The 25,077-nt window shown below is 37.5% G+C and carries 17 protein-coding genes, 2 pseudogenes and 2 riboswitches; of the genes and pseudogenes, 10 read left to right on the top strand and 9 right to left on the bottom strand.

Annotated features, from left to right (window positions below):
* Positions 1–108: 108 nt before the first annotated feature.
* The 4 genes from ACIQZI_RS15305 (at position 109) to ACIQZI_RS15290 (ending at position 8,058) form a co-directional block, all read left to right on the top strand.
* Positions 109–3,279, top strand: coding sequence for an ATP-binding cassette domain-containing protein (locus tag ACIQZI_RS15305; RefSeq protein WP_403074410.1), 3,171 nt, complete (start codon positions 109–111; stop codon positions 3,277–3,279).
* 303 nt (positions 3,280–3,582) lie between these two features.
* Positions 3,583–3,767: riboswitch (Lysine riboswitch) on the top strand.
* 301 nt (positions 3,768–4,068) lie between these two features.
* Positions 4,069–4,785 carry a cysteine hydrolase family protein gene (locus tag ACIQZI_RS15300; protein WP_062184041.1) on the top strand — a complete coding sequence of 239 codons (717 nt, stop codon included), beginning with the start codon at positions 4,069–4,071 and terminating at the stop codon, positions 4,783–4,785.
* Positions 4,786–4,801: 16 nt separating this feature from the next.
* Positions 4,802–6,160 (top strand): APC family permease, encoded by a 1,359-nt coding sequence (locus tag ACIQZI_RS15295; protein ID WP_403074407.1) that lies wholly within the window; start codon positions 4,802–4,804, stop codon positions 6,158–6,160.
* 187 nt (positions 6,161–6,347) lie between these two features.
* Positions 6,348–6,449: riboswitch (glycine riboswitch) on the top strand.
* 208 nt (positions 6,450–6,657) lie between these two features.
* The gene (locus ACIQZI_RS15290) at positions 6,658–8,058 is read left to right on the top strand and encodes an MFS transporter (protein WP_062184035.1); all 1,401 of its coding nucleotides are present in this window, start codon (positions 6,658–6,660) and stop codon (positions 8,056–8,058) included.
* A gap of 406 nt (positions 8,059–8,464) precedes the next feature.
* Here the strand turns inward: ACIQZI_RS15290 and ACIQZI_RS15285 are convergent, their stop codons facing one another.
* Positions 8,465–9,682 carry an ATP-binding protein gene (locus tag ACIQZI_RS15285; RefSeq protein ID WP_403074405.1) on the bottom strand — a complete coding sequence of 406 codons (1,218 nt, stop codon included), beginning with the start codon at positions 9,680–9,682 and terminating at the stop codon, positions 8,465–8,467.
* Positions 9,683–10,027: 345 nt separating this feature from the next.
* Between ACIQZI_RS15285 and ACIQZI_RS15280 the strand changes: the two genes are divergently transcribed.
* Positions 10,028–10,648, top strand: coding sequence for a DUF3298 and DUF4163 domain-containing protein (locus ACIQZI_RS15280; RefSeq protein ID WP_403074403.1), 621 nt, complete (start codon positions 10,028–10,030; stop codon positions 10,646–10,648).
* Between the two features lie 213 nt (positions 10,649–10,861).
* Here the strand turns inward: ACIQZI_RS15280 and ACIQZI_RS15275 are convergent, their stop codons facing one another.
* On the bottom strand, positions 10,862–11,155 hold the full coding sequence (locus ACIQZI_RS15275; RefSeq protein WP_403074401.1) for an RNA polymerase alpha subunit C-terminal domain-containing protein: 294 nt from the start codon (positions 11,153–11,155) through the stop codon (positions 10,862–10,864).
* 240 nt (positions 11,156–11,395) lie between these two features.
* On the opposite strand from ACIQZI_RS15275, the gene ACIQZI_RS15270 reads away from it, so the two are divergent.
* Complete coding sequence (locus ACIQZI_RS15270; RefSeq protein ID WP_062184029.1) at positions 11,396–12,853, top strand: protein adenylyltransferase SelO; 1,458 nt, start codon at positions 11,396–11,398, stop codon at positions 12,851–12,853.
* A 185-nt stretch (positions 12,854–13,038) separates the two neighbouring features.
* Here ACIQZI_RS15270 and ACIQZI_RS15265 read toward each other — a convergent pair.
* Positions 13,039–13,212 (bottom strand): annotated as a pseudogene (locus ACIQZI_RS15265) (NINE protein); the annotation flags it as partial.
* A gap of 440 nt (positions 13,213–13,652) precedes the next feature.
* Between ACIQZI_RS15265 and ACIQZI_RS15260 the strand changes: the two are divergent.
* Complete coding sequence (locus tag ACIQZI_RS15260) at positions 13,653–15,050, top strand: bifunctional metallophosphatase/5'-nucleotidase (RefSeq protein ID WP_403074399.1); 1,398 nt, start codon at positions 13,653–13,655, stop codon at positions 15,048–15,050.
* Positions 15,051–15,419: 369 nt separating this feature from the next.
* Here ACIQZI_RS15260 and putP read toward each other — a convergent pair whose 3' ends face one another.
* The 3 genes from putP to ACIQZI_RS15245 form a co-directional block, all read right to left on the bottom strand.
* Positions 15,420–16,901 carry a sodium/proline symporter PutP gene (gene putP / locus ACIQZI_RS15255; protein WP_403074397.1) on the bottom strand — a complete coding sequence of 494 codons (1,482 nt, stop codon included), beginning with the start codon at positions 16,899–16,901 and terminating at the stop codon, positions 15,420–15,422.
* Between the two features lie 463 nt (positions 16,902–17,364).
* Positions 17,365–19,176 (bottom strand): sulfatase-like hydrolase/transferase, encoded by a 1,812-nt coding sequence (locus ACIQZI_RS15250; RefSeq protein ID WP_403074395.1) that lies wholly within the window; start codon positions 19,174–19,176, stop codon positions 17,365–17,367.
* Between the two features lie 451 nt (positions 19,177–19,627).
* A complete protein-coding gene (locus tag ACIQZI_RS15245) occupies positions 19,628–19,852 on the bottom strand; it encodes an FIG domain-containing protein (protein WP_403074393.1) in 225 nt (74 codons plus the stop codon).
* Between the two features lie 42 nt (positions 19,853–19,894).
* Between ACIQZI_RS15245 and ACIQZI_RS15240 the strand changes: the two genes are divergently transcribed.
* Entirely contained in the window at positions 19,895–20,020 is a 126-nt protein-coding gene (locus tag ACIQZI_RS15240) for a hypothetical protein (RefSeq protein WP_403074391.1), read from the top strand.
* Positions 20,021–20,154: 134 nt separating this feature from the next.
* On the opposite strand, the gene ACIQZI_RS15235 is transcribed toward ACIQZI_RS15240, so the two are convergent.
* The 3 genes and pseudogenes from ACIQZI_RS15235 to ACIQZI_RS15225 form a co-directional block, all read right to left on the bottom strand.
* Positions 20,155–20,541 (bottom strand): SLAP domain-containing protein, encoded by a 387-nt coding sequence (locus ACIQZI_RS15235; RefSeq protein ID WP_403074389.1) that lies wholly within the window; start codon positions 20,539–20,541, stop codon positions 20,155–20,157.
* Between the two features lie 505 nt (positions 20,542–21,046).
* Complete coding sequence (locus tag ACIQZI_RS15230) at positions 21,047–21,583, bottom strand: ribonuclease H-like YkuK family protein (protein WP_403074387.1); 537 nt, start codon at positions 21,581–21,583, stop codon at positions 21,047–21,049.
* A 248-nt stretch (positions 21,584–21,831) separates the two neighbouring features.
* Positions 21,832–22,144: pseudogene (locus tag ACIQZI_RS15225) on the bottom strand (purine-cytosine permease family protein); the annotation flags it as partial.
* Between the two features lie 392 nt (positions 22,145–22,536).
* On the opposite strand from ACIQZI_RS15225, the gene ACIQZI_RS15220 reads away from it, so the two are divergent.
* Both ACIQZI_RS15220 and ACIQZI_RS15215 read left to right on the top strand, forming a co-directional pair.
* Positions 22,537–23,316 carry a gluconate 2-dehydrogenase subunit 3 family protein gene (locus ACIQZI_RS15220; RefSeq protein WP_403074385.1) on the top strand — a complete coding sequence of 260 codons (780 nt, stop codon included), beginning with the start codon at positions 22,537–22,539 and terminating at the stop codon, positions 23,314–23,316.
* A 43-nt stretch (positions 23,317–23,359) separates the two neighbouring features.
* A complete protein-coding gene (locus ACIQZI_RS15215) occupies positions 23,360–25,072 on the top strand; it encodes a GMC family oxidoreductase (RefSeq protein ID WP_403074383.1) in 1,713 nt (570 codons plus the stop codon).
* Positions 25,073–25,077: the final 5 nt, after the last annotated feature.

Raw genomic sequence — 25,077 nt, 5'->3', positions numbered from 1 at the left:
TTACAATTAGTATGAGTACGTCGATTCGAAATAACACAACATAATTATTAGTCGTTATGCCAACATAAGAAAAACTAAATTGAGAGAATTGAGAGGATATCATTCACTATGAAAATCAATCAATTAATTGCGAACAATATTAACAAATTAGATGCAGTACTACCAGTAGATAAATCGTTAGGAATTGCTGGTTTGTCTGGATCTGGTAAAACAACTTTTTGCCAAACAATTGGTGAAGAATCTAAGAAGCGTCTCGTTTCCTTATTGCCAAAGGCTGAATATCAGTATTTATTTCCTAATATAATGGAAACCAATTTCAGTGCCATCAAGATGGAAGAAATGCCTTTAGTCCTGTTTCTCGGAAAATCAGCCATTTCTGCCAATCCACGTTCAACGATTGGCACCCATACGGGCGTTTTTAAAGACCTCCGCGTGCGGCTTGCTGAGAAATTTAATCTTTCTCCAGAAGTGTTTTCATTTAATAATGAATTAGGCTGGTGTCCTAAGTGTAAAGGACGCGGTACTACCCAAAATATCGAATGTAAAAAGTGTGAGGGCAAGCGCTATAATCCAGAAGTTGAGCAAAAAAGAATAGAATTATTGGATCAACCACATAGTATTTCCGATATCAACAACTTAAACATTGAAATGATTCTTTCCCTTGCAGAAGAATTACATATTAGTGAAGCAAAACAGCATATTCTTAAAAATATGATCAACATGAGTATTGGTTACTTAACATTAAATCGTATTATGGGTACATTGTCAGGTGGAGAATTAACACGACTTTACTTGGCAGAATTCATGGCAGCAAGTGAAAATACCGTTATTATTATTGATGAAATCTCCGTTGGGCTTGATCACCAAACACTATTGCAAATTTTGGAACAGATTAAACAATTAGGCTATAAAAATCAAATTTGGCTCATTGATCATTCAGACACAGTGCTCGATACAACGAATGAGCAATTGTTCTTTGGTCCTGGTAGTGGGAAATATGGCGGAAAAATCGTGGAAGAATCACCACGCCCACAACCAATCCATTGGGAACGAAATCAGGCAATACCAACAGAATACTATCAATTTCATGATCTATATTGCCGTAATATTCAAATGGCTGAAATTCAGATTCCCCAAAATAGACTTGTAACCGTTACGGGTGAGTCTGGATGTGGTAAATCTACACTTGTCAATGAATGTATAGCCAAAGATTTTCTGAAGCGATATCCAAAAGATAAACTAGTTATGGTAGGTCAAGATCGAAACCAATCGATTACCAGTCGGTCAACCGTTGCGACTTTTCTTGATATTAAAAAGAAACTGACAAAATATAGTGAAGATATTGAAGATATTTTTCAGCGCTCAATTGAAGATATTATTGAAGAACTACCAAATCAAGACATCGCTCATAAACGCTTGAGCTTACTGATTAAACTTGGACTGGGTTATTTGACGTTGGAAAGAAAAACACAGTCCTTATCAACTGGTGAATTTCAATGTGTTCATTTAGTTTCGGAGCTGTTTGCTAACTCGAGAAACCCACATACGCTTTTTATTTTTGACGAGCCTTCAAAAGGTTTATCACAAAATATTTTAAACCAATTCATTGATAGTATTAGGGGCATTCTGCAAGATGAATCCGTCTCAATCATGATGATTGAACATAATTCTTACATGCTAGAAAGCTCTGACTTTATCGTTGATTTTGGTAAAAGACAGCATGCGTCTGTAGAACATCTTGAGGTTGTCAGTCATGATGATTATTATCGCCAAAAAAACAGTGCAGATAGAGTTGACCCATTGTATCTTTCTTCCACACTCAAGCAGCAAAAGGGTATTCACTATTTAGAAGAAAATCAGATTGACTATTTTAAAAATGCAGAGAACCTTTATAAGGGCGGCATCTTAAAAAGTTTATCATCAATGGCTCGATTGATTTATGGTGAATATGAATCTGAAACCATTGCACCCGTCATCGCCATTGATTTTGAAAGACATTTGTATAGTCAATATAGTTTTCTCTATGAAATTGGCGGTCTAATCAACCATATTGTGGCGGCGCATCCAACCAATAAAGATACAAGAAGCTTCGATTTCTATGATCAAGATAATCATTGTCCAAGCTGCTCGGGCCGCCGGATGATTGAAAAATTTGATATTGATGTTGTCATTCAAGACAAAAACGTACCATTTTGGGATGGCCTATTGCATTCAGACGTGATGGAGGTATTAAAATATTATCAATATCCGAAATTGCAATTCCTTTTTGATGAGATCAAGAATGAACTTGGTCAAGATATTAGTAAAAGCTATCATGAGATGACAGAAGCAGAGAAGCATACCTTTTTATACGGGTATTGGGAAAAGTCATTCTATGATAAGAAAGGCAAAGCGCGGAGGACGTGGGATGGCTTTAATAAAATTCTTGGGATGTATATGTCCATTTCGAAATCGATTATTAAAGAGCATATGAAAGCGTCAAAAGAGATGATTACCTGTCCAATTTGTCAGGGCGCCGTGCTAAGCCATCATAAAAAGCTCGAATTTGGCGACACAGATATTCGTGAGATTATTCATCAGCCGCTTGATCAGGTTTTGAAAATGGTAGGTGAGTTACCGGAACTCGTAAAAATGAAATCTATTGTTGGCGGCGAGATGGCCTTGACGGAAGATGTCTCCCTGTTGCCTAGGGAAACACAAGTCGCACTGAAAATGCTTGAACTGGAACAGGCAAGCTTTGCCCACTATGAAATGGTATTACAAAATGTCTTACCATTCTGGGACAGAATTAAAGGAAACATCGAAGCTATAAGCAGTAAAAATCTGATAACAATTTGTGATTTTGCCAATATTGACGAAACAAGAGAAACAATTATTGATAAGTATTTCACCAATGGCAAATACAAAAAACTAACGTATGTTTATGAAGCATTTGGTTACAAAAAAATTGTTACCCAAATAAATAAGATTAAAAAAAGTCATCCATGCCCATTCTGTAAAGGGAAGAAAGTCATTTCAGAAGATGGTCTCCATGACGGTGTGTACAAATTATCGATACCATGTGTGAGTTGTGATGCAAGTGGTATCAATGAAGAAGGGCGTAAGGAAATCGTCGATGGTTTTGACGTGCAAACATGGCTAACTGGCAAAGTACGTGATGTTGTTGCTGAGAGCTTAATAAATGAGGCTGTTAGTGATATTCCAATTTTTAATCGTATTCGCGAGTTGAATAAACGAGATATGATGGCGGTCTACCAATGTATTGAGCAGAACAATTAAAGTAGAATGATTCATACAAGCCATATTAAAAAAAAGCTAGATGTCAGCTAGTGATTATTACTCATTTGCAATAATGAATGGCAAATGAGTTTTTTTTGCTATTCTAAAATCGGAGCCTGTTGGTTAAAAGAATATCTTGTACTGGTGTTATTAAATGTTATATTAATATAACATTTAATATGTTAGTATTTTCCTGTATTTCCTTATTTTTAGGAATGATTAATAGATAAATATTATATTGACATCGTAATATTTATAATTATATAATAATTATAATGAATAAATATACCTCGCTTTTTATAATTGTGAGGTAGAGGCGCGATATTTATTAGTGCTTAGTGGAGTCAGAGAAGACGAAGAAGCTATGCAGAAGGAAATGTCGCCGAAGTATATAATGATTTCTCGCCATTATGTGCTGGGTCTGTAATGAATAATTACAGGACTGTCTTAATAAGTTACCCAATTTATTAAGTTGTGCTATCTCTCAGTAGAGACAAAAGGGTGAGGAATTTGGAATGGCTACATCGATTTCCGGGTTCTTTCTCGGAAGGTATCTAGTCTTTTTTTATTGCCTTTAAGAGATTCCTTTAGCATATAGGGGAATCTCTTTTTTCTATGGAAAAGGGGCGGGCTTCCAAAAAATCAGCTCCGCATCGCCACCTTTATAAGGTGATACGTTTTTTAGAACCCGAACCTTTTTCATCATTTAAGTTAGGATCAGATGCTCACGAATGCTTTGTATTGAAGAAATGAATATAGCTTGTATAGGCTAAGATGGAGGAAATGAATATGGAAAAACTGCAAACACTTTATTACGAATTTATCCCGACGGGCGAAGATAAAATGAAATTAGATCCAGCAAAAACAGCACTTTTAGTCGTGGATATGCAAAATCAATTTATTAGCCGTGATGGATTGGATGCTCAAGTTGCACGAGAAAAAGGCATGTTCGATAAGTGGGAATCTTTCTATGATCGTATCGATAACGTAGCGATTCCAAACAATAAAAAACTACTAGACTTTTTCCGTGCCAATCAATTAGAAGTCACTTTCGGACGGATTGCTTGTCATCATAAGGATGGACGTGACCGTTCCCCTGTACAACGTCGCCCAGGTTGGAATAATATCTTATTACCAATCGGTGATCCAGGTGCAGAAATGGTAGATGAATTAAAACCATTAGAAGATGAAATCGTGGTAAATAAAACGACAGACAGTGTTTTAAGTGGAACAAACTATGAATTTTTACTTCGTAATATGGGCATTGAAACAGTTGTATGTACAGGTGTTGTAACAGACCAATGTGTTGCCTCAACTGTACGTAGCTTAGCAGACGCTGGTTTTGAAGTAATTTTAGTAGAAGATGCTTGCGCAGCGGCAACGAAAGAGTTACATGATGCAGAAATCATGATCATGAATCAAATTTATTGCCAAGTGATGAGCACAGATGAAACCATTCAATTCATTTCGGAGGAAATTGAACAACGTACTGTTGTTCAAAAATAGAGAGGAAGCTTTTTAAATGAGTCAAGGACAAAGTAATGCAAATCAAGACAGTGCAGCTCCTCATTTTAAGCGTGTTCTAACACTGAAGGATTTGGTGATTTATGGCATCGCCTTTATGACGCCCATTGCGCCTGCTTATATATATGGTTTTGCAGCACAGTCTACAGGCGGTATGTTGCCATTAGCGTATTTAATCGCGATGGTTGCGATGATGTTTTCGGCATATAGCTATGGCAGGATGGCTGCAGCGTTCCCGGTTTCCGGTTCAACGTATACGTATACACAACGTGCGATTCATCCGCATTTAGGCTTTTTTGCCGGCTGGGCCATGTTTATGGACTATGTATTAGTGCCTTTAATCGTCTTTATGGTTGGTGCTTCCTATGCCAATGCATTAATTCCATCCATTCCATATTGGGTATGGGTATTCATTATTGCTGGAGTTATTACTGTTGTAAATATTCTCGGAATTGCAGTGGCAGCAAAAGCGAACCAAATTTTAGTGTTATTTATGGGAATCGTTGTTGTCATCTTCGTTGTTTTTTGTATGAAGGCGATTATGGTAGAGGATGGTGCATCGGCTTTAGTATCGATTACTCCGTTCTTTAATAACGAAACATTCGTAATGTCAGCCATCATTTCAGGTGCAGCCATGGCATGTTTCTCATTTTTAGGATTTGACTCGATTACAACCTTATCGGAAGAATCAGTGAATCCCAAAAATGATATTTGGAAAGCGGCCATTCTTTCTTGTTTAATCGGTGGCGTTATTTTTATCGTGCAAGCGTATGTTGCTCAGCTAGTCTGGCCAGATGTAAATAACTTTAGCTCAGCAGATACAGCATTATTTGATATTGCGAATGTAGCAGGTGGTGCGGTGCTTGTAACACTTTATACAGTAGCGATTATCGTTTCAACTTTTACAGCTGGTTTAACAGGTCAAGCAAGTGCTTCACGTTTAATGTTTAGCATGGGACGTGATGAAGTTCTACCGAAAAAGTTCTTTACACATTTACATCCTAAATATAAAACACCGATCTACAATATTTTATTAATGTGCAGCATTAGTATTGCCGGAGCCCTTTTCTTATCAATCGATTTTGTTGCAGAATTAATGAGCTTTGGCGGTTTAACTGGTTTTATGTTTGTTAACCTATCTGTTATTGTGTATTACTATTTCCGTAAAAAAGAGAAGAAATTTATCCGTTATTTATTAATTCCGGGCCTCGGTTTCTTAATCTGTTTCTACTTATTTATTAATTTATCACCAACGACGTTAAAAGTAGGCTTTATATGGCTCGCAATTGGGGTTGTCTATGCGCTTATTACAACAAAAGGATTTAAAAAGCTACCTCCGAGTCTTATCGATTTGTAATTGGTAGTTTGCATGGCATGAACTTGGTATTATTACTTGAGTTCATGCCTTTTATTTTGCTCTTATTAAGAGACATTATTTATGTTTCGAGGCATCACGGTGACAACAATTAATGAAAGCGTTTTCTATTTTCGGTTAACGTGTTATAATTTAATAATTATTCTAAGTATATAGAAAATATAGATGGATGAAAGTTGCAGGAGAGTGTTTAGTATAAGCCACCGAAGGAGCAAACTTCAATAAGACCCTTGAAGCGAATCTCTCAGGTAGAAGAAACTGCAACTGGACACGCCTCTGGAGAGAGCGTATGAATCGATACGCCACCAAAGGGGAAAGGCTCCAATGAGCTAAACTCTCAGGTAAAAGGACAGAGAAGGGCAGAGAAAAACAGAATGTTTTTCTCTGCCCTTCTTTGTTGTGCCTGCAATTTACACGATCATCATCACTGAAGAGACATAGTTAGTTTAATGGATATTAACCAAAAGGAGAGGTTTACCATGGAAACAAGCTATAAAGGTAATAACAGAATGATAACGGGGATTGTGTTTGGGGTGCTTACTTATTGGCTTTTCTCACAGTCACTAATAAATGTGATACCGGAAGTTCAGTTAGATTTGGGAATTTCATTGGGTCTTTTGAATACAGCCATTAGTTTATCTGGATTATTTTCAGGTATGTTTGTTGTAGTAGCTGGAGGAATATCTGATCGAATTGGACGCAAGAAAATTACGACTATTGGCTTACTATTAAATATAATTGGTTCACTTTGCCTCGTCTTTGCACAGGAGACAGTTCTCTTAATGATTGGGCGTGTGATTCAAGGCTTCTCGGCAGCATGTATTATGCCTGCGACGATTGCTTTGGTGAAAACCTATTTTGACGGTGCTGATCGACAAAGAGCCTTAAGCTACTGGTCTTTTGGATCTTGGGGCGGCGCAGGCATTTGTTCGTTTGCTGGAGGTTTAATTGCTACGTCTTTGGGATGGCGTTGGATCTTTATTTTTTCCATCATATTCACTTTGCTATCTATGTTTTTAATAAAAGATATACCAGAGAGTAAAGCAGAACAAAGCCATGCATCAAAATTTGATTTTTCTGGCTTTGTTATCTTTCTCCTAGTGATGGTCGCTTTAAATGTTGTCATTACACGTGGAGAAGACTTCGGTTGGACAAGCCCCATCTCGTTAACGCTAATGGCTGTCACTGTCATAGGAGGTTGGGTATTTTTAAACGTTGTAAAAGGAAAATCTAACGGATTTATCGATCTTTCTTTATTTAAAAATAACTATTTTACTGGGGCTACGGTGTCAAACTTTTTAATGAATGCTGTAGCGGGAGCACTTATTGTTGCCAATACCTATGTCCAAATGGCAAGAGGATACAGTTCTTTTCAATCTGGGTTACTATCTTTTGGCAATTTAGTTGCTGTATTAGTGATGATTCGTGTGGGTGAAAAAGTATTACAACGAAATGGTCCAAGAAAACCGATGATCTTAGCTTGTCTTTTAGTGATGGCTGGAATTATGTTAATGACCTTAACAATCTTACCAAATTCGGTTTATTCCGTTGTTGTTTTTATTGGTTTTACCGTGTATGGGATTGGACTTGGGCTTTATGCAACACCATCTACAGATACAGCCGTAGACAATGTTCCGCAAGCAAAGGCAGGAGAGGCAGCAGGTATTTATAAAATGTCTAGTACACTTGGTGGCTCATTCGGTTTAGCGATATCTGTGACTGTTTATAGTGTAGTTGAAAAGGCTGGAAATATGGAAGCGGCCGCAAGTATAGGGTTGCTGGTAAATGTTATTTTTGCTGGACTAGCTTTACTAGCTATAGTAGCTACGATTCCAAAAGAAGGTGTCAAGAAATCAATAAAAGAGAGGAAGGCTTCTTAAACTACATTGAGTCATGTACCATTAAGAAAGATAATGGGGAAGAAAAAATTGTAGGATAGAAGTATATTAGAAGTAAAGATCAAAAGTAAATCTCACTTAGAGGTGTTACGGTGGACCGTACCATAAATAACGGTAAACCATAAAAATGAAATCAAAAAAGAGTATATCCCAAAAGGGTCTGACCTCGTCCCCTCTAAACAGTAAATAGTAGTAAAATACTGTTAGAGTCATTGCGAGGTCTGCCCCTTTCGTTATGGGGAGCCCCTATTAGTATTACAACTTAACTTCAAACTTTTTTTGATTAAAGTGTATCTTTCCTTCTAGGGAAGTAAATTTATTCACAATTCTGTACGTTCTTTCCTCATCAAGTGCTAGAAATCTTATATTGCAAATGTTTAAAACATCCTTACGATTTCTTTAATGGAAAGCGGATCGTCACTGTTGTTCCCTCACCTTTTGAGCTTTGGAAATCAATGGTCCCATTGTATTTTTCGGTAATATGATAGCAAATCATTAAACCTAGTCCTGTTCCATTACTTTTTAACGAGTAAAAAGGAGTACCGAGAGATTTAACTTCCACTTCTGACATGCCGAAACCATGGTCCGCTACTTTCATCTCGACAAAATGCTTTTTTCTTTTCGCCGTAACAAGAACAGAATCGCCAATTTTTGAGGCTTCAATGGCATTTTTAATAATATTGATCATTAATTGTTTATACTCAATGTTGTTGGCGTAGATATAGCAATCTTCATCCACACTTAAATTAATCGTATTATCATGTAAGAGTCCATATGATTTTAGTAAATCTGTTACACTATGAAGCACATCTTTCACATTCACAATTTCCATTATTTTATCTTTATCGGGCTTAGCTATAGATAAAAATTGAGCAATGACTTGTTCTGCCGTATTTAATTCGTCAATCATCAAAGTAAAATGATTTTTTGTCTCATTACTCATTGGTGTGTCTTTTTCATTGTAAAGCTGTAAAAAACCTTTAACAACTGTCAACGGATTTCTAATTTCATGTGCAACAGCAGCTGATAATTGGCTGGTTGTCTTTAATCGTTCCGAATTTTGTAATTGTTCATAATATAACTGCTGTTTTATTATACGTAAATTTGATGTTCGATAAATAAAATAAATAAGCACTTGACTGCCTATAAAGTTGATAATATTTCCAAATACATCTTGTTTGATGTGAGGATATAAACTTCCTTGATCAATCAGCACAATATAACAAAACGTAACTGCGATTGAAAGCCCGTTTATTAGTAATGAAAAATAAAATAGCTTTGAATCAAAAAATAAAATGGAGATAGCTGGGATTAAACATAGAAAGATAAAGGTAGACCAAGTTTCAGGATATAAAAAGAAAATTGTATAGAAATAAGCGGATCCTACGATAATAATGACAACCCTAAAGATATGATTTTCATATTTAGGATAAAGCAATAAACATGCCGATAGAACGATTGCAAGCACACTATGTAACGTGTAACCTGCCTCAAGTTCACCATAATGTGGAATAGATAATAACATCCCTGCCACCATTAGAGCGATGATGATGAGCACTACCGTATAATATAATCTTTTACTGATTTGAGTATAAAATTCTTTCATACATACTCCTTTTGTTGTACTTAATTGTAAGTATTTGATCATCTTTTGCGTGGTACATGGGCAGTGAGTTGCATACGTATGTAAACTCTCGTTAAATGTGTACCTCGTGGTTTATGGTAACAATATGGTTGTTTAATAGGACCTTTAATAAAAAAGACTATTTTACTATAATAGCATAAATGAATATAACATTTAGTGGGGATTTACCATTTGTCACTACCGATCGGAAAAGAAATTCTTGGGAAATTTTAGGATGAGATTCCATGCTCCTTCACTTTTGTTTTTTGCATACATTTACTCTTTCAAGAATACATTGGTATAAAAATTAGAAAAGGATAGATAAATATGCCCGTTATGCTTCCAGTTAGCATTAAAACGGTTGAAATCAGCAGCGGCCCGGATAAAACAGTGTTTTATCCTAAAGTAATAGGTATGCAAAATCTAGAAATGGAAAGATCAATTAATCGAGCGATTGTCGATCAAACCCAGCAACTCATAAATCAACAAATTGGGAATATGCCGACAACTGTGGTACAAATGATTGGGTCGTATGAAATAAAAAACAATCAACGCCAGGTTCTGAGCTTAGCACTTTCCAATTATACTTACCATTACCATGCTGCTCATGGGATGACGTATATAAAGTCTTTAACGTTTGACTTGCAAACGGGGGGCCTTTGTGAACTTAAGGACTTGTTTAAACCTGGAAGTGATTATGTCAAAAGACTATCAGCCTTAATTCATTCACAAATTAAGCAACGTGATATTCAGCTAATCAACGGCTTCACAGTCATTCGGCCTAATCAAGACTATTACATTGCGGATAAAGTCCTCGTTATCTATTTTCAACTATATGAAATCACTCCATATGTTTTTGGTTTCCCTATGTTCCCAATCTCTGTATTTGATATACAGGATATCATTGATGAAAATGGCCCCCTTGGTCGAATGGCTGTTAATAATTAAACAACCTTTTCACATAATAGTAAATACGAAGAATCTTCAAATATAAACCTCATATTGAAAGCGGCCTATCTCTTTTACAATCATTCAAACGCTCAGAGCATTATCACTCTGAGCGTTTGAATGATTATTACACGTATTAAGGTCGTGCTCATTCGTTACTTGAAGAAAAAATCAAATAAAATGCATTCCTGTAAGTATAATCATTCTTGGTGTTTAGTTTCTGAATATTAACCCATTTTCCTTCAAAGTAGACCTAAGTTTAGGTAAAGAAGCTGGTCCCATACCGTGAAATTGCAAAATCTCTTTTTCACTATATTTTGATAGATCTTGTAAAGAAGTTATCCCATTGTTTTCTAACGCTCGTCTTGCTGGTGCCGAGAGCAATGAAAGAAATCCATTAACGGGTTTGCGTTCTTGCTCACAAGTCGGACAGGTTGGACAATCGCTACTTTTATAATATGTATGTCCTTTGTTGCAAGTCCTTACATTTTTTTCTGAAGTTGTCATTTAAAATATCTCCTTCCTTCTATGGTCGAACGAAAACCATCATTAATTAATAATGTAACAACTTAAATATCAAGATGTCAAAGCTAGAACAGTGATGGTGATGGGCAATCACCTTTACTTAAAAGGCGCTATATGCCTGTGGAAACGGTATAATAACTTGGCAGAGGTAGACATTAAAAAGGATTGTAGTGTGTTTTGGAATGTACAAAAGTCAAAAGAAGAAAAGGAGAAACTATGGCAATGAGTAAAGAAATAGGTTGGAACTTAGACAACAGTTATGCCCGTCTGCCGAAATCATTTTCTACCAGTATTAACCCAACTCCTGTGCGCTCACCAAAGTTGATTATTCTTAATAACCAGGTGGCAACATCTTTGGGTTTGAACATTCAAGAGCTGGAAAGCGAAGATGGCGTAGCGATGCTTGCTGGCAACCAGATTCCCAAAGGTGCTAAGCCTCTTGCTCAAGCTTACGCGGGACATCAATTCGGGAATTTTAACATGTTAGGGGACGGCCGGGCGGTGCTACTAGGCGAGCAAATCCTGTCCCGAGGTGAGAGGGTAGATATTCAGCTTAAGGGTGCAGGGAGAACGCCATACTCCCGCGGGGGTGATGGTCGCGCGGCGCTTGGGCCGATGTTACGCGAATACATCATCAGTGAAGCTATGCATGCATTAGGTATTCCTACCACTCGTAGTCTAGCAGTGGTGACAACTGGTGAGTCAATAATCCGCGAGACCGAGTTACCTGGGGCAATTATGACTCGGGTGGCTGCCAGTCATCTGCGCGTCGGAACCTTTCAATATGTTGCACAATGGGGTACAGTTGATGAACTTCGGACTTTGGCTGACTATACAATAAAGCGTCATTATTCAGACATTGAAGCTAACGGGAATCCCTATCTTTCCTTACTTCAAGAAGTGATCAAGCGTCAGGCGAAGCTTATTGCCAAATGGCAACTGGTTGGCTTTATTCATGGTGTAATGAACACCGACAACATGACCATTAGTGGAGAAACGATTGATTATGGTCCTTGTGCCTTCATGGATAGCTATGACCCAGAAACGGTATTCAGTTCCATTGATATTCAAGGCCGCTATGCCTATGGTAATCAGCCGTATATGGCCGGGTGGAATCTTGCCCGATTTGCTGAAACTTTATTGCCACTATTGCATGATAATCAGGAGCAGGCTGTCGAAATTGCTCAGGACGAAATTTCAAATTTTATGGAGTTGTATCACGCTAATTGGCTCGCTGGAATGAGAGCAAAACTGGGGATCTTTAACGAAGAGTCAGAGGATGAAGCCCTTATCAATGGCCTCCTCAGTCTGATGAAGAAGTATCAAGCGGATTATACCAATACTTTCCGCGCGTTAACTTTTGATCGACAGGAGGATACGGTCCTGTTTGGCACCCCGGAATTCGCTCAATGGCATGAGATCTGGCAGGCGAGATTAAGCAGACAACAGGAATCGAAGGACTCCGTAAATCAATTGATGCGAAACAGCAATCCTGCTGTAATCCCACGAAACCACCGAGTAGAAGCGGCATTAGAAGCTGCAGTGGAACAAGAAGATTACAGTGTGATGGAGCGGCTCTTGGAAGTTCTTTCAAATCCTTATGAGCATTCCACTGAACAGGCTGAATACTCCACACTGCCAAAGTCAATAACCCCTTACCAAACTTTTTGTGGTACATGAGTTTTATCAGAAATGCGTGGTCTAAAACCACCGTCTTTAGACGGTATTTTTAGCTTTATCTGTTAGTTTTTGAACTTTTCTTTTGAGTGTGATTTTGTGTGTTAAGCAAAGGAAACACCACGTTAATAAAGAAAAAAGGGACTGTCGAGAGGATTTCTCGACAGTCTGATTAGGATGAAATCAATTTAGTTTTCGTTAGTATCTTTAATCATACCGTTTAGCAAGAATAGGTCAATAAATGTCCAAACCCCTAAACCCCAAAGTGTTAATAACATAGCAACAGCCGTACCTGTTTTCCCTAAATAAAAACGATGTCCATCCATCCCTTTAGTGAAAAAATAAAGTAACCAATTAGTACCAGTTGATTTTTGTTTTTTTGTTCATCTCTGAGCTAAGTAGTTGTAAATCCTCTGATCTCCTAACCTTCGATATATTTATTCGATTAATCTATTGAACTTATATTATGTCAATATAGTGTTTTAGTTGTGTAAAACTCATAGTGTTTTTGTAATAAAATGTATTTTTGTGTATATAAGGTTATCTCGAGTCAAGGCTACTGGTGATCTTGCCCAATTGTATCAAGGCTTATTTGCCGATTTCAGTCTAATAATATAATAACTTAACAATGATCCAAAATGAGATTAATATACGATTGGTTAAATAGAAATGGGGAAATAAGTTGTAAGATTTTATTACTATTGATAGCACGCCGTATGCGATGAAAGTCGCCTGTGCGGTGTAGGCCCGAACCGAAAGCCACGAATATGTGGTATAAGACGGGAATAGCTCAACATCGTCATTGTTGTATTTTCAAGATGCACATGAAATAACACCCGTAACTAGGGCAGATGGAGAACGTGGTAGTATTTCAAGATTGTCTACTGTCATTAATCAGCAACAAACTCTATATCCAAATTCATCTGTTATATTCGGTGGTGACTTAGCAGGTGGTACATTATTTGGTGGATTATACCGTGGGGAACCATTTGTAGAGGCATTTAATCAAATTGGTGTTGATGTAGCTAGCTTTGGGCAACACGACTTCGATTTTGGTGCAGCTCAAACATTAAAATTAATGAATGATTCAAATTTTCCTTGGGTATCATCAAATCTTGTAAATGTGGATGAAACACCATTTACTAGGAATGAAACTTATATACAAGAATTGAACGGCCAACGAATCGGTTATATTGGTTTAACAGGTGGTATGTCAAATACGTCTGCTTTTAGCGAAGTGATTGAAAAAGATGATTTAGTATCTGCCAAAGCAGCAGTAGAAAAATTACAAAGTCAAAACGTTGATACGATTGTTGCGATTACGCAAATTAGCTTAAAAGCTAATATCGAAATTTTAAACGAAATTCCAGAAATTGATATTGCCCTCCGAGAAGAAAATAGTTCAGCTGCAGAATCTGATATTACGGTATTAGACGATGGCCGTTTAATTGTATCACCTGAGGGGGATTATGGAAGTGTTGTCAGAGTTGATATAACTTTTAATTCAAATGGAGAAAAAACGTTTAACTATGAAGTTATTCAAGTAGATGAAAATGTTGTCTCTGATCCAGCATTAAAAGAATTAGAAGATTCTTATGTACAAGATATGGAAGCTAAGTTAGACATTAAAATTTCTTCATCTACAAATGAGATTCAACATCGACCAAAGGGATATTTAATTGCTGATTCATTTCGCGACTGGGCCAAAGCTGATTTAGGGTGGGTCAATGGTGGCGGAGCTCGGGGAAGTAACATTCCAGCTGGTGACATCACTTTAAGAAATTTATACGCTATTCAGCCTTTTGCTAATAGAGTCATGTTAATTGAAGTGACAGGTGAGCAGTTAATGCTCGGATTAGAGCAAGCAGGAAATTCAAGCGATAGTTATTCTGGAGGATATGCATTCCCTTCAGGTTTTACCTATAAATATGATCCAAATGCATCTGAAGGAAATAAAATAATAGATTTAAAATTAGCAGATGGTGCGTCAATTAATCCTAATCAAACGTACTCTTTAGCGATTACAAACTATGTAGTGAATGGTGGAAATAATGTAACAGCTTTTAGAGATGCAAAGGTATTAATTAGCTCTGATGAAGGTACGCAAGACGTTAATGCGTTGATTGACTATGTTACAAAAAAAGAGACAATAATTCCAGAAACTGAATTAAGAGAACATTATATTGGTAAAGATATTTAAAGGGTTTGATTCTTGTTGCATTAAAGTAATAATGATTTAGATAAGCTCCGTGGAGAGAAATCTCTGCGGGGCTTTTATTCTAATTGCATAGAAGTATTATTTGAAGTTTCCTGTATAAAGACGATTACGATTATGATAAATAACTATAAAAGAAGAGAAACACCTTCGTCGGTTGTGACGTCAAGATTCTCGAAAATATCTAATATAGCCTCTCGGAATAAATAAGGTAAAAATATCAAATTTGTAAAAAAATCACTAGGAATTCCGATAAATCACCAATTTTTGGAGGAGTGATTCAAGGACTCGTTAAAAATAGGCACATCAAACAAAAGGAAGAAAAGCCTGCAGCATATCCTGCAGGCTTTTCAATCAACTTTCTTTTTTTAGAAGTTCAAGTGCTTCTCCGAATTCCTTATCAATTTCAGCATTCGGTCGATACGTTGCCATACTTACAAAGTATGTAACAATCCAACAGATGATGAAACCGGGAACAATTTCATAAATTGTATTAGACAATGAAGCAACATTGCCCCAAATCATAACGGTGATCGCGCCTGCAATCATTCCCAATAGGGCACCTTTAGCTGTAATCCTCCGCCAGTATAGGGAAAGTAAGATGACTGGGCCGAATGAAGCACCGAACCCCGCCCATGCGAACGATACGATTTTCAAAATGGATTCGTCATTTGGCCAAGCGAGCGCACCCGCTATAATTGATACGACAAGGACAGCCATTCTACCTAAAAATACGTATTGTTTATCTGTTGCGTCTGTCTTTATAATCGCTTTATACAAGTCTTCAATGAGCGCCGAAGACGTAACGATCAGCTGCGAAGAAATCGTACTCATAACAGCTGCAAGGACAGCTGCAAGCATAATTCCCGAAATGAACGGATGGAAGATGATCTGACCGAGAGTAATAAACACGGTTTCCGGATCTGCAAGTGTAGCGTTATTTTGCTGATAATAAGCAACCCCGACAAGTGCCGTTGCAACAGCTCCAAAAAGGCTGAGGAACATCCAGCTGATTCCAATGCGACGAGCGCTTTTCACTTCTTTAACCGAACTGATCGCCATGAAACGGACAATAATATGCGGTTGACCAAAATAACCAAGCCCCCATGCAACAGCTGACAAAATACCGAGGAAGGAAGCACCGGAAATGAAGTTTAACAATTGTGGATTAACTTCCCGAATGCTCGTGGCTGTGTCCGAAATACCTCCTGTAAGAAATAACCCGGCTATCGGTATAAGTAGAAGTGCAAAAAACATAATAAGACCTTGGACAACATCCGTATAGCTAACCGCCAAAAATCCACCAAACAGTGTATAGAAAATTACGACGGCAGATACGATCAAAAGACCGACATGATAGTTAAGTCCGAATGAGCTAAGGAAAAATTTCCCGCCCGCAACCATTCCGGAAGATACGTAGAAAGTAAAGAAAATAAGAATAATAATACCTGAAGCAATCCGTAATAGACGCGATTTATCTTTCAGACGACTTTCCAAGTAACTTGGAATCGTAATGGAATCATTCGACACTTCCGTATAGGCCCGAAGACGTGGTGCAACGAGTACATAGTTTAAATATGCCCCGACCGTAAGTCCGACTGCAATCCATGCTTCAACAAGACCGCTCAAATAGATTGCACCCGGAAGCCCCATAAGTAACCAGCCCGACATATCCGCAGCGCCAGCGCTGAGAGCCGTAACCATTGGTCCAAGTGAACGTCCGCCAAGCATGTAGTCCGTTAGGTTAGATGTTCGTTTAAATGCATACCAACCGATGAAAACCATCGCAGCCATATAAATAATAATCGCTACTAATTGGTATATTTCATTGGACATAGTAAATCCTCCTTCTCAATTAGTATGTTCATAACATAATTGTTACGACTTAGATTATTTCTATATTTTATAATACGGGTATACTACTTTAAATTCAATTAGTCTTTGAGGAAAGAGGGACTCGTGAAATGGAGTTTGCCCGAATCCGAAGTTTAATTTCCACAGTCTACAAACAATTGCGTAAATATCCTACCTACTTTTCTATCAGTTTTCATTCTAAAGAATACCTTAGTAGTTATCATTATTTATAATTTCTATAAAATAACAGAAGTGTTTTTTCCTTGAATTGGAGTTATTAGTAATCTGTCCACCTGCTTTAGAATCTGTTCCCGGCTGTCAGTTCTTTCATCATTGATACCGATTAAAACTCTCATCTATTCTTGAATAAGCGCTTCTAGTTTTAAGAAATCTCTGGGTTTCGATGTATCCATAATAAAAGCTTCACCAATCTAGAAAGAAAAAACTAGCTGTCACATGAAGGTATACCTGGATCATTTCCGCTAGTAGGAAATCGCCTTTTTTGGCGGCCTTGTTCTTTGAGGCTTCTTATTAAAATTTGCTGAATGGTCTTTGATTCAGGCGTTTCATGAAGAGGGTGGGCAAGGTTGATCTCTTCAAGTGGATCTTTTGTTAAATTATATAACTCGAATTGATCAGGAACGGGTTGTGTTTTAGTACTAGTGAAACAAATTTCAGATTGAGTGTTTTCTGATACAGGAGCTGTGTATATTGTAGTAGTGATATGATCTTCCATGCCTGGGTTACTCCAAAATTGCGGGTTATCGAAATAACGGGAAAATTTCCAGATTTCCTCTTTCTCATTCCCTCCAGTTCGTAGTTTAGCAATCACTGATTCTATATGATTAGGCTGTACTACTGAATCGTACGGTTGACCAGTTAGGCTAACCTGATTCAATCCCCTTGTAACATCATCGTCCGTCATAAAGTAAAGGGGTTCATGGGCGCGCGGAAATTTGAGCTTTCCTTTAAGTAATGGTGTAAGGTCTCGCCCGGCTAATGGGTGAACTTCCATATGATCCATTCTAAGCTTTTCCTGAATGTGGGTGATATCAATGTCTGCGAGTCCTAATAAAGTAGGAATAATGTCCACATGGCTTGATAACAGATCTGTTTCTTCACGTTGTGAAAAGTGTTTAGGACTATGAATAATAAGAGGCACATGAAGGGCTTCCTCATATGTGTTGTGCCATTTTTGATACAATCCACCATGGGAACCTACTAAACTACCGTGATCAGAAGTAAAAATAACAATTGTATTTTCGTAAAAAGTGGATGTCTTCAAAGCGTTAAATACTTTGGACATTTCATCATCAACCTTCTTTTGAAGAGAAAAATAGAGCTGCCGATAAAAGAGAGTGTTGAAAGTGGGCTGCAGTGCTTGTTGGTAGACGTCTCGATAACTCCATTGAGCGGAAGGTTTCGTTAGTAAATTTTCATTGGCTGTAGGTGCTGGTGGAATAAAAGGAATAGAAGGATCAATTGTAAAGTGATAGGATGGCAGCATGTGAGAGTATAGTCCAAATAAGGTGATGTCATGTGGATTTACGAAGGATGAAACGATCAGCCACGGTTGGTGGTTATTTGTGCTTGCCTCTTGTTCAAGAGATTTTATTAAATCAACAACTTCGGCTGAATAGACTTCGTCACGACCACTTAAACCAACAGACGCAGTTGAACCTGAATTACGAGGGTCTGCACCATGAGGTTCAGGACCGATCCATCCTGAAAAACCATATGAATCCAACCGATTTGCCTGTAAATAGGTATGTTCTTTTTCAGGATCAGGGATCCCGTTCGTTGGGTTATAGCTTGTTAATGGATGATGAGTGCCTGGAATGAGAATATCTTCATCGGATAGATGCCATTTACCCTTCCAAAATGTACGATAACCTGCAGTCCGAAAGTAGTCACCAAGAGTTGGGACTGTATTGTGGTCAAGCCAGAATACATTAGGATCAAATGCTCCTTTTGCTACCCCTGTTGTTTGAGTTACGCCATGTAGTGATGGATACTGTCCTGTGAAAAGAGTAGCTCTACTCGGAGAACAAGCCGTACTTCCAATATAATGATTTAAAAATGTCATGCCATTTTCACGCAACAGTTCCTGTGTCTTCAGATTGTTTCTGCGCCATTTCTTCAAATCTTCGTTTTCATAAACCGTTGGAAATCGTTCCTCATCAACGATAATGAAAAGAAAATTTGGTCGTCTTTTTTGATCATGAGAACTAGAAGATGGTCTATTCCTTTTGGACATATTGTCTATCCCTCCTAGAAAATCATAAAGTTTTTTATAAAGGTATTGTATGTAAGGAAGCTGTTGAATAATTGCATATCCTGTTCTAAATGTAGTTCATAATTAAGTAATATATAGTTGTTTTCCAACTTTTATGTGATTCACTTTTGTGATATAGCTCCATAGTAATGCTAATCATTTTCAATCATGCTCACGATGATTGAATGTTGTAGTGCAATTTCAACTTCTTTAATGTCACCAATTTTTAACGATTTTTATTGCCTCTTTGTTATTTTTCTTAGATCAACTATTTCTGTTTATGATCTGTTTGAAAAGATGGTTAATAACTCATGATAACATCCTTCATTTGCAAGGATAAATTCGCCGCCCTTTAAGTAATCTACAGGCGAACCATCAAATTTACTGGTTTTAATCCAAGTTTGTTTGCAAAAACGATTTGCAGAGCTAAATCTCATGCTCCAGCGTGTTTGTTAATATAAGCATCGAATTTATCTTCGATGATATGAATGGACTCAATCCCACTACATCCAAAATATCTAAGATCAAAACATTGATGTGCTAATCTCGTAAATTCTTCTGTTTGATACCATGAAATGGTGTCAATGGATATTAAGCTGTCAGTGAGCGTTCTGCTTTCCAGTGGAATGATCTCTTTTGCACCCTGATCTTTGCTCACATAGAATAATTTTGCGGCCTTAACATCATAAATGGAACCTAGTTGTCCTACACCATTTTTGAAGGATATATTCTAGGAAAAGGGAATAATCCTGGTGATGTTTATCAGGACAAGGAAGCATTGTTTGCAGTTGACCAACTGCAAACAAATTTAAGAGCCAATATTTGAGTTGCAGAACATGAAAAAAACTTCATGTGAAGAATCTATTAGACGTCAAAGGTCCAGTCTCGTGTCTAAGCCTCTGCTGTTTTTTTTGAAAAAGAAAATCATCATTCTAAATGCATGGAAGACAAGCACTGAATTTAAACAGCATTAAAACATACTAAACGACCATTTTCTAATGATCCATGACTCTTCAGGCTTTCAACAGGAAAAATGAATGTCCATGGCATACTCGTTTCTGGCGGAACAGTTAGTGAAGGGAGGGTGAAAGTATGCTCAGCAATGATTTCGTTGTTTTCAAGATAACGCAGTTTTTTGCTAATAAATGAACATACTTGGTGACTGAAATTATGGACAAGCACGGTGACCAATAATTCGTCTTTATGATTCATCGCTTGCCATAAAGGAGTGAATTGAATAAGACTATGATTCGGCAAACTCGTTTCTAGAAAAATGTCCTCAATAGTTTTACGATCTTTATTGGATATGGTCTTATCCCACGATGATTCATACTGAAGTGTTTGCATCTAGTGCCACCTACCTTTTAAATACCTTTATTTTAACACATAAAAAAGCGGGTATAGTTTTGCTCGTTTAGTATGGATCTCAATCAGAAACTTTTAAGGTGTTTGAAGAGGAATATCATGTAGGGACTGGTGAGCTGGTATTGTATGTACAGTAGAGGTTAATTCAGTAGTACATGATACGTTTTTCTATGTTCGCTCCAGTCTAAAAATAGGACCTTAGCTTGTCCGTTTTTTTGATTGATTCACTTAATGTACTGAATCCAATTTTATGTTCTTCATCCTATAATTTTGATAATCTAGCATGTTACCATACTGCATCGACAAGAAATTCTCGAAACCTCTCTAAAATAATATGATCGTTCATTGGCTCTGCTTCTTTCAGATTTAGCACTATTTTTAGTTGAACGATGGAGGGTCATTTGACGACGATGCGATTGCCTGGTGCCCACCTTTTTTCTACCCTAAATAAAACTTATTTTGTCCGTAATAATTAGGCAATAACACTCTATTTTGTATAACGGTTTGCGTAGCTTGAAGCGACGAAAGCATTCGGCTTAATTTTCGGTTCGACACCCATGGCTTCCATTCTTGCTACCATTTCATTTACAAATTCACTTGTTTTATTCTTTTTTCCAGCACCAATATCAATATGGCCTTCCATCGTAAATGTCGCTCCTTGATAAAGGTGAGGGAGAACGATATCGATTAATTGACTTTTTCTTTCTTCTGTAAATAAGGAAACAATTTCTTCTGATAAAGATAATTCATAGGAAATTCGTTCATGCAAATGCAGCATTCTCCTTGGAATCATGACTTTTCTAATACAAGCCCATACACCATTTCCTTCATTAAATATGACAATTCCTGTTATAAAGATCGTATGTGTCTGATGAACTTGAGAATCTGTTCCTACCATTAATCGAAAGTTACTACATGGCTGCGATTGCATGAACTTCACAATTTGCTCAAAAACCTGGTCAAATGACATCGCATTTTCCTGTAAATTTTTAAACAGGTACTGATTACTCAAATCGTTTTTCATATGGTCATATCACAACTTTCTTCGCCAATTAATGAATCCAAAAATCTGTTCTTATCTGTATCTTATGAAAAAGAACCTTTTATGGTGTTAGGCAAGTGGGGTGAGCGATTTATTTTTTTATAGAGAATTGATCAGCTCATTAGCATAGTATTCAAGTACTAAGCAATTTATTATGAAAAGATGAGGAAGGGGTTATTGGAAGATTGATTTGAATGTTTAGAAAGAAGACTTCTTCGGATTTAACTGGCTAAAATGAAGTTTGTGGCATAAATGAACGAGGTTAACGATGGCCGATATAGCCGAATCTACCGCCTCTCGATAAAAAATTGACGTTCATCCCAGATTTTTCCGAAAGATAAGCAATGAATGTTCCGAGTATCCCAGCAACGATGATGGCATAAGTGGAATCGCATTAATGGCGCCAAATGGAAGTGCCATAACACTTCCTATTTAAAAATAGAAAATGGCTGTTGCGATGCCAAAGGTAATATTGGTTATACTTACCCACCCCATATTCCTTTTTTCACGTGGAACTTTATTTAATCTATAATCATCCTTTATTGTTTCTTTCTTTTATTGGTCTGTTATTTGGTTAGATCCCATACTTATCAACCTCTCTTTATGTATCAATTCGTCATCCATTAGAAGTGGATATTCCGAATAGGAGAATTAATTTTCGTATCCTACGTAATACATATAATCTCCCTTGAATTTTCTGAAAAATCATCTTTCTTTACTTGGATTTTAGGATTCATGCAATAAAGCATGAGCTAGATACAATTCTGTGATCCTATCAAAAGGAAAACAGCAGCCATCATCTATACTGAGAGATGGTTTTTTTGTATCTTTATAGCGTTTTTTGTAAAAGTTACCGATGCATCATGTTTATTTTTAAGCTAAATGAACACAATAATTCCCAAGTACATCAATTAAAGGAAGAAGGGGGATATTCGATGAGTGAAAATGATGAAAGAAAAGATGCGATGACCCGTAGGCAATTTATTCGTAAGGGAGGTTATGTTGCTGGTGGGGCTATAGGTGGTGGAATTTTGGGTGCTTCAATTTCTCAAATGTTCATACCGACAGCACCAGAAGTGAGTAAGACTAAAAATGAAGTTGTCCAAAAAGCCGATGTAGAACGTTATAATCAAGCGCTTATGTTCTTCAATAAGCAAGAGGATTTTAAAGTACTTGCGCAAGCATCTGAACGAATTTTTCCAGCGGACGACCTTGGCCCAGGTGCAATTGATTTAGATGTCCCATTTTATATCGATCATCAATTAGCTGGAGCTTGGGGAAATAATTCGCGAGACTATATGTTGGGGCCATTTTATCCTGGTATAGAAACGCAAGGTTTCCAGTCGCATTTAAAACGGAATGAAATTATTAGTCAAGGTATTACTAGAATACAGTCGGTTAGCCAAGAGAATTTTAAGAAGAAATTCACAGAGTTAAACGAGCAACAGCAAGATGATATTTTGGCTGCTTTTGAAAAAGGCAAAGTGAAAATGAAAGGTGTAAGTTCGAATGATTTCTTTACTTTGCTGCGCATGTCCGTATTAGAAGGAGTTTATGCTGATCCTTTATATGGTGGTAATCGTGACATGGCGGGCTGGAAAATGAAAGGGTTCCCAGGCAATCAGATGAGTTATCTGGCACAAATTGAATCTAAGGATTTTCTCGAAATTGAACCGAGTAGTCTACATTCCCATATTTCTTCACCAAAAAAATAGCTTGTATGGAACATACATATTTAAGACAGAGAGGAAGTAAAAAGTGGCTAAAACATTACCTAAAGTCGATGTATTAACAGTTGGAGTTGGTTGGGCTGGAGGAATTATCGCAGCCGAATGTGCGAAAAATGGATTAAACGTTGTTGGCTTAGAACGTGGCGGGAATCGAAATACGGAAGATTTCTCGATGATCCATGATGAATTAAGATACGCCATTCGCTATGATTTGATGCAAGATGTGTCAAAAGAGACCATCACATTTCGCAATAAACTAGATCAAAGAGCATTACCAATGAGGCAATTAGGCTCTTTCCTATTGGGTTCTAATGTTGGTGGTTCCGGTGTCCATTGGAATGGTCATACTTTTCGTTTTCTCCCATACGATTTTGAGATTAAATCAAAAACAATTGAAAAGTACGGGAAGACGAAAATTAAAGACGGTTATTTGCTTCAGGATTGGGGCATTACCTATGATGAGTTAGAGCCATACTATGATACGTTTGAGAAAACATGTGGAATTTCTGGAGAGCCCAACCCACTAGGTGGCAAACGGAGCAGTGATTATCCTACGCCGCCAATGAAAAATACGGTGATGACAAATAAGTTTAGAGATGCGGCAAAAAAGCTAAATTTACACCCGTTTTCTTTGCCATCTGCTAATATATCTGAGGCGTATACGAATCCAGATGGAGAAAAACTCAATGCCTGTCAATATTGTGCATTTTGTGAGCGGTTTGGATGTGAATACGGGGCAAAGTCTTCTCCAAATATAACGGTCATTCCAACGGCTATGAAAACAGGTAAATTCGAGCTGAGAACACACGCCAATGTGATTGAAATTATTCACGAAGGCGGCAAGGCAACGGGAGTCAAATATATTGACACCTTACAAGGCGAAGAAATCATCCAGCCAGCTGATGTCGTTGTATTAACTAGCTATGTCATGAATAACTCAAAGTTGTTGCTCGTATCGAAGTTAGGAAAACCATACGATCCGAAAACCGGTCAAGGTGTGATTGGGAAAAATTATTGCTATCAGCTGAACCCTGGTAGTACCGGTTTTTTTGAAAAGGAAAGGTTTAATTCGTATATGGGTGCCGGCGCGCTCGGTCAAGTCGTTGATGATTTTAACGGCGATAATTTTGATCACAGCAATCTTGATTTTATTCACGGTGGTTCTTTTGTCGTTAGTCAATCGGGATTCCGGCCAATTGCAAGCAATCCCGTCCCTCCTGGAACACCATTATGGGGGAAAGAGTTCAAAGAAAAATCGATTAAATATTATACTCGGACGATTGATGCATGGTTTCAAGGCTCATCCATGCCTCATAGAAACAACTATCTAGATTTAGATCCGACATTTAAAGATGCATATGGTGTACCTTTGTTAAGAATGACCTATAATTTTACGGATCAAGATCGCAAATTAAACGATTACTTAAATAAACAAAGTGATAAAATGATGAAGGAAATGGGTGCGGATACTGTTATGAATTATGGGGAATTAGTGGATTATAATATTGTGCCATACCAGACGACTCATAATGTAGGTGGTGTCGTAATGGGAGATGACCCAAATATTTCAGCGGTGAATAACTATTCGCAAATGTGGGATGCTGAAAATGTATTTGTCGTCGGTGCCTCTGCCTTTCCGCATAATAGCGGCTACAATCCGACCGGTACACTCGGAGCGCTCGCTTATCGTGCGGCAGAAGGGATTGTGAAATATAGTAAAAATGGCGGCCAGCTTGTTTAAAAAGG

It is taken from the genome of Peribacillus sp. NPDC096379, assembly GCF_044762875.1.
Taxonomy (GTDB): domain Bacteria; phylum Bacillota; class Bacilli; order Bacillales; family DSM-1321; genus Peribacillus.
Note: the sequence above shows the minus strand (reverse complement) of the source record. Positions and strands in the feature narration are given on the sequence as shown.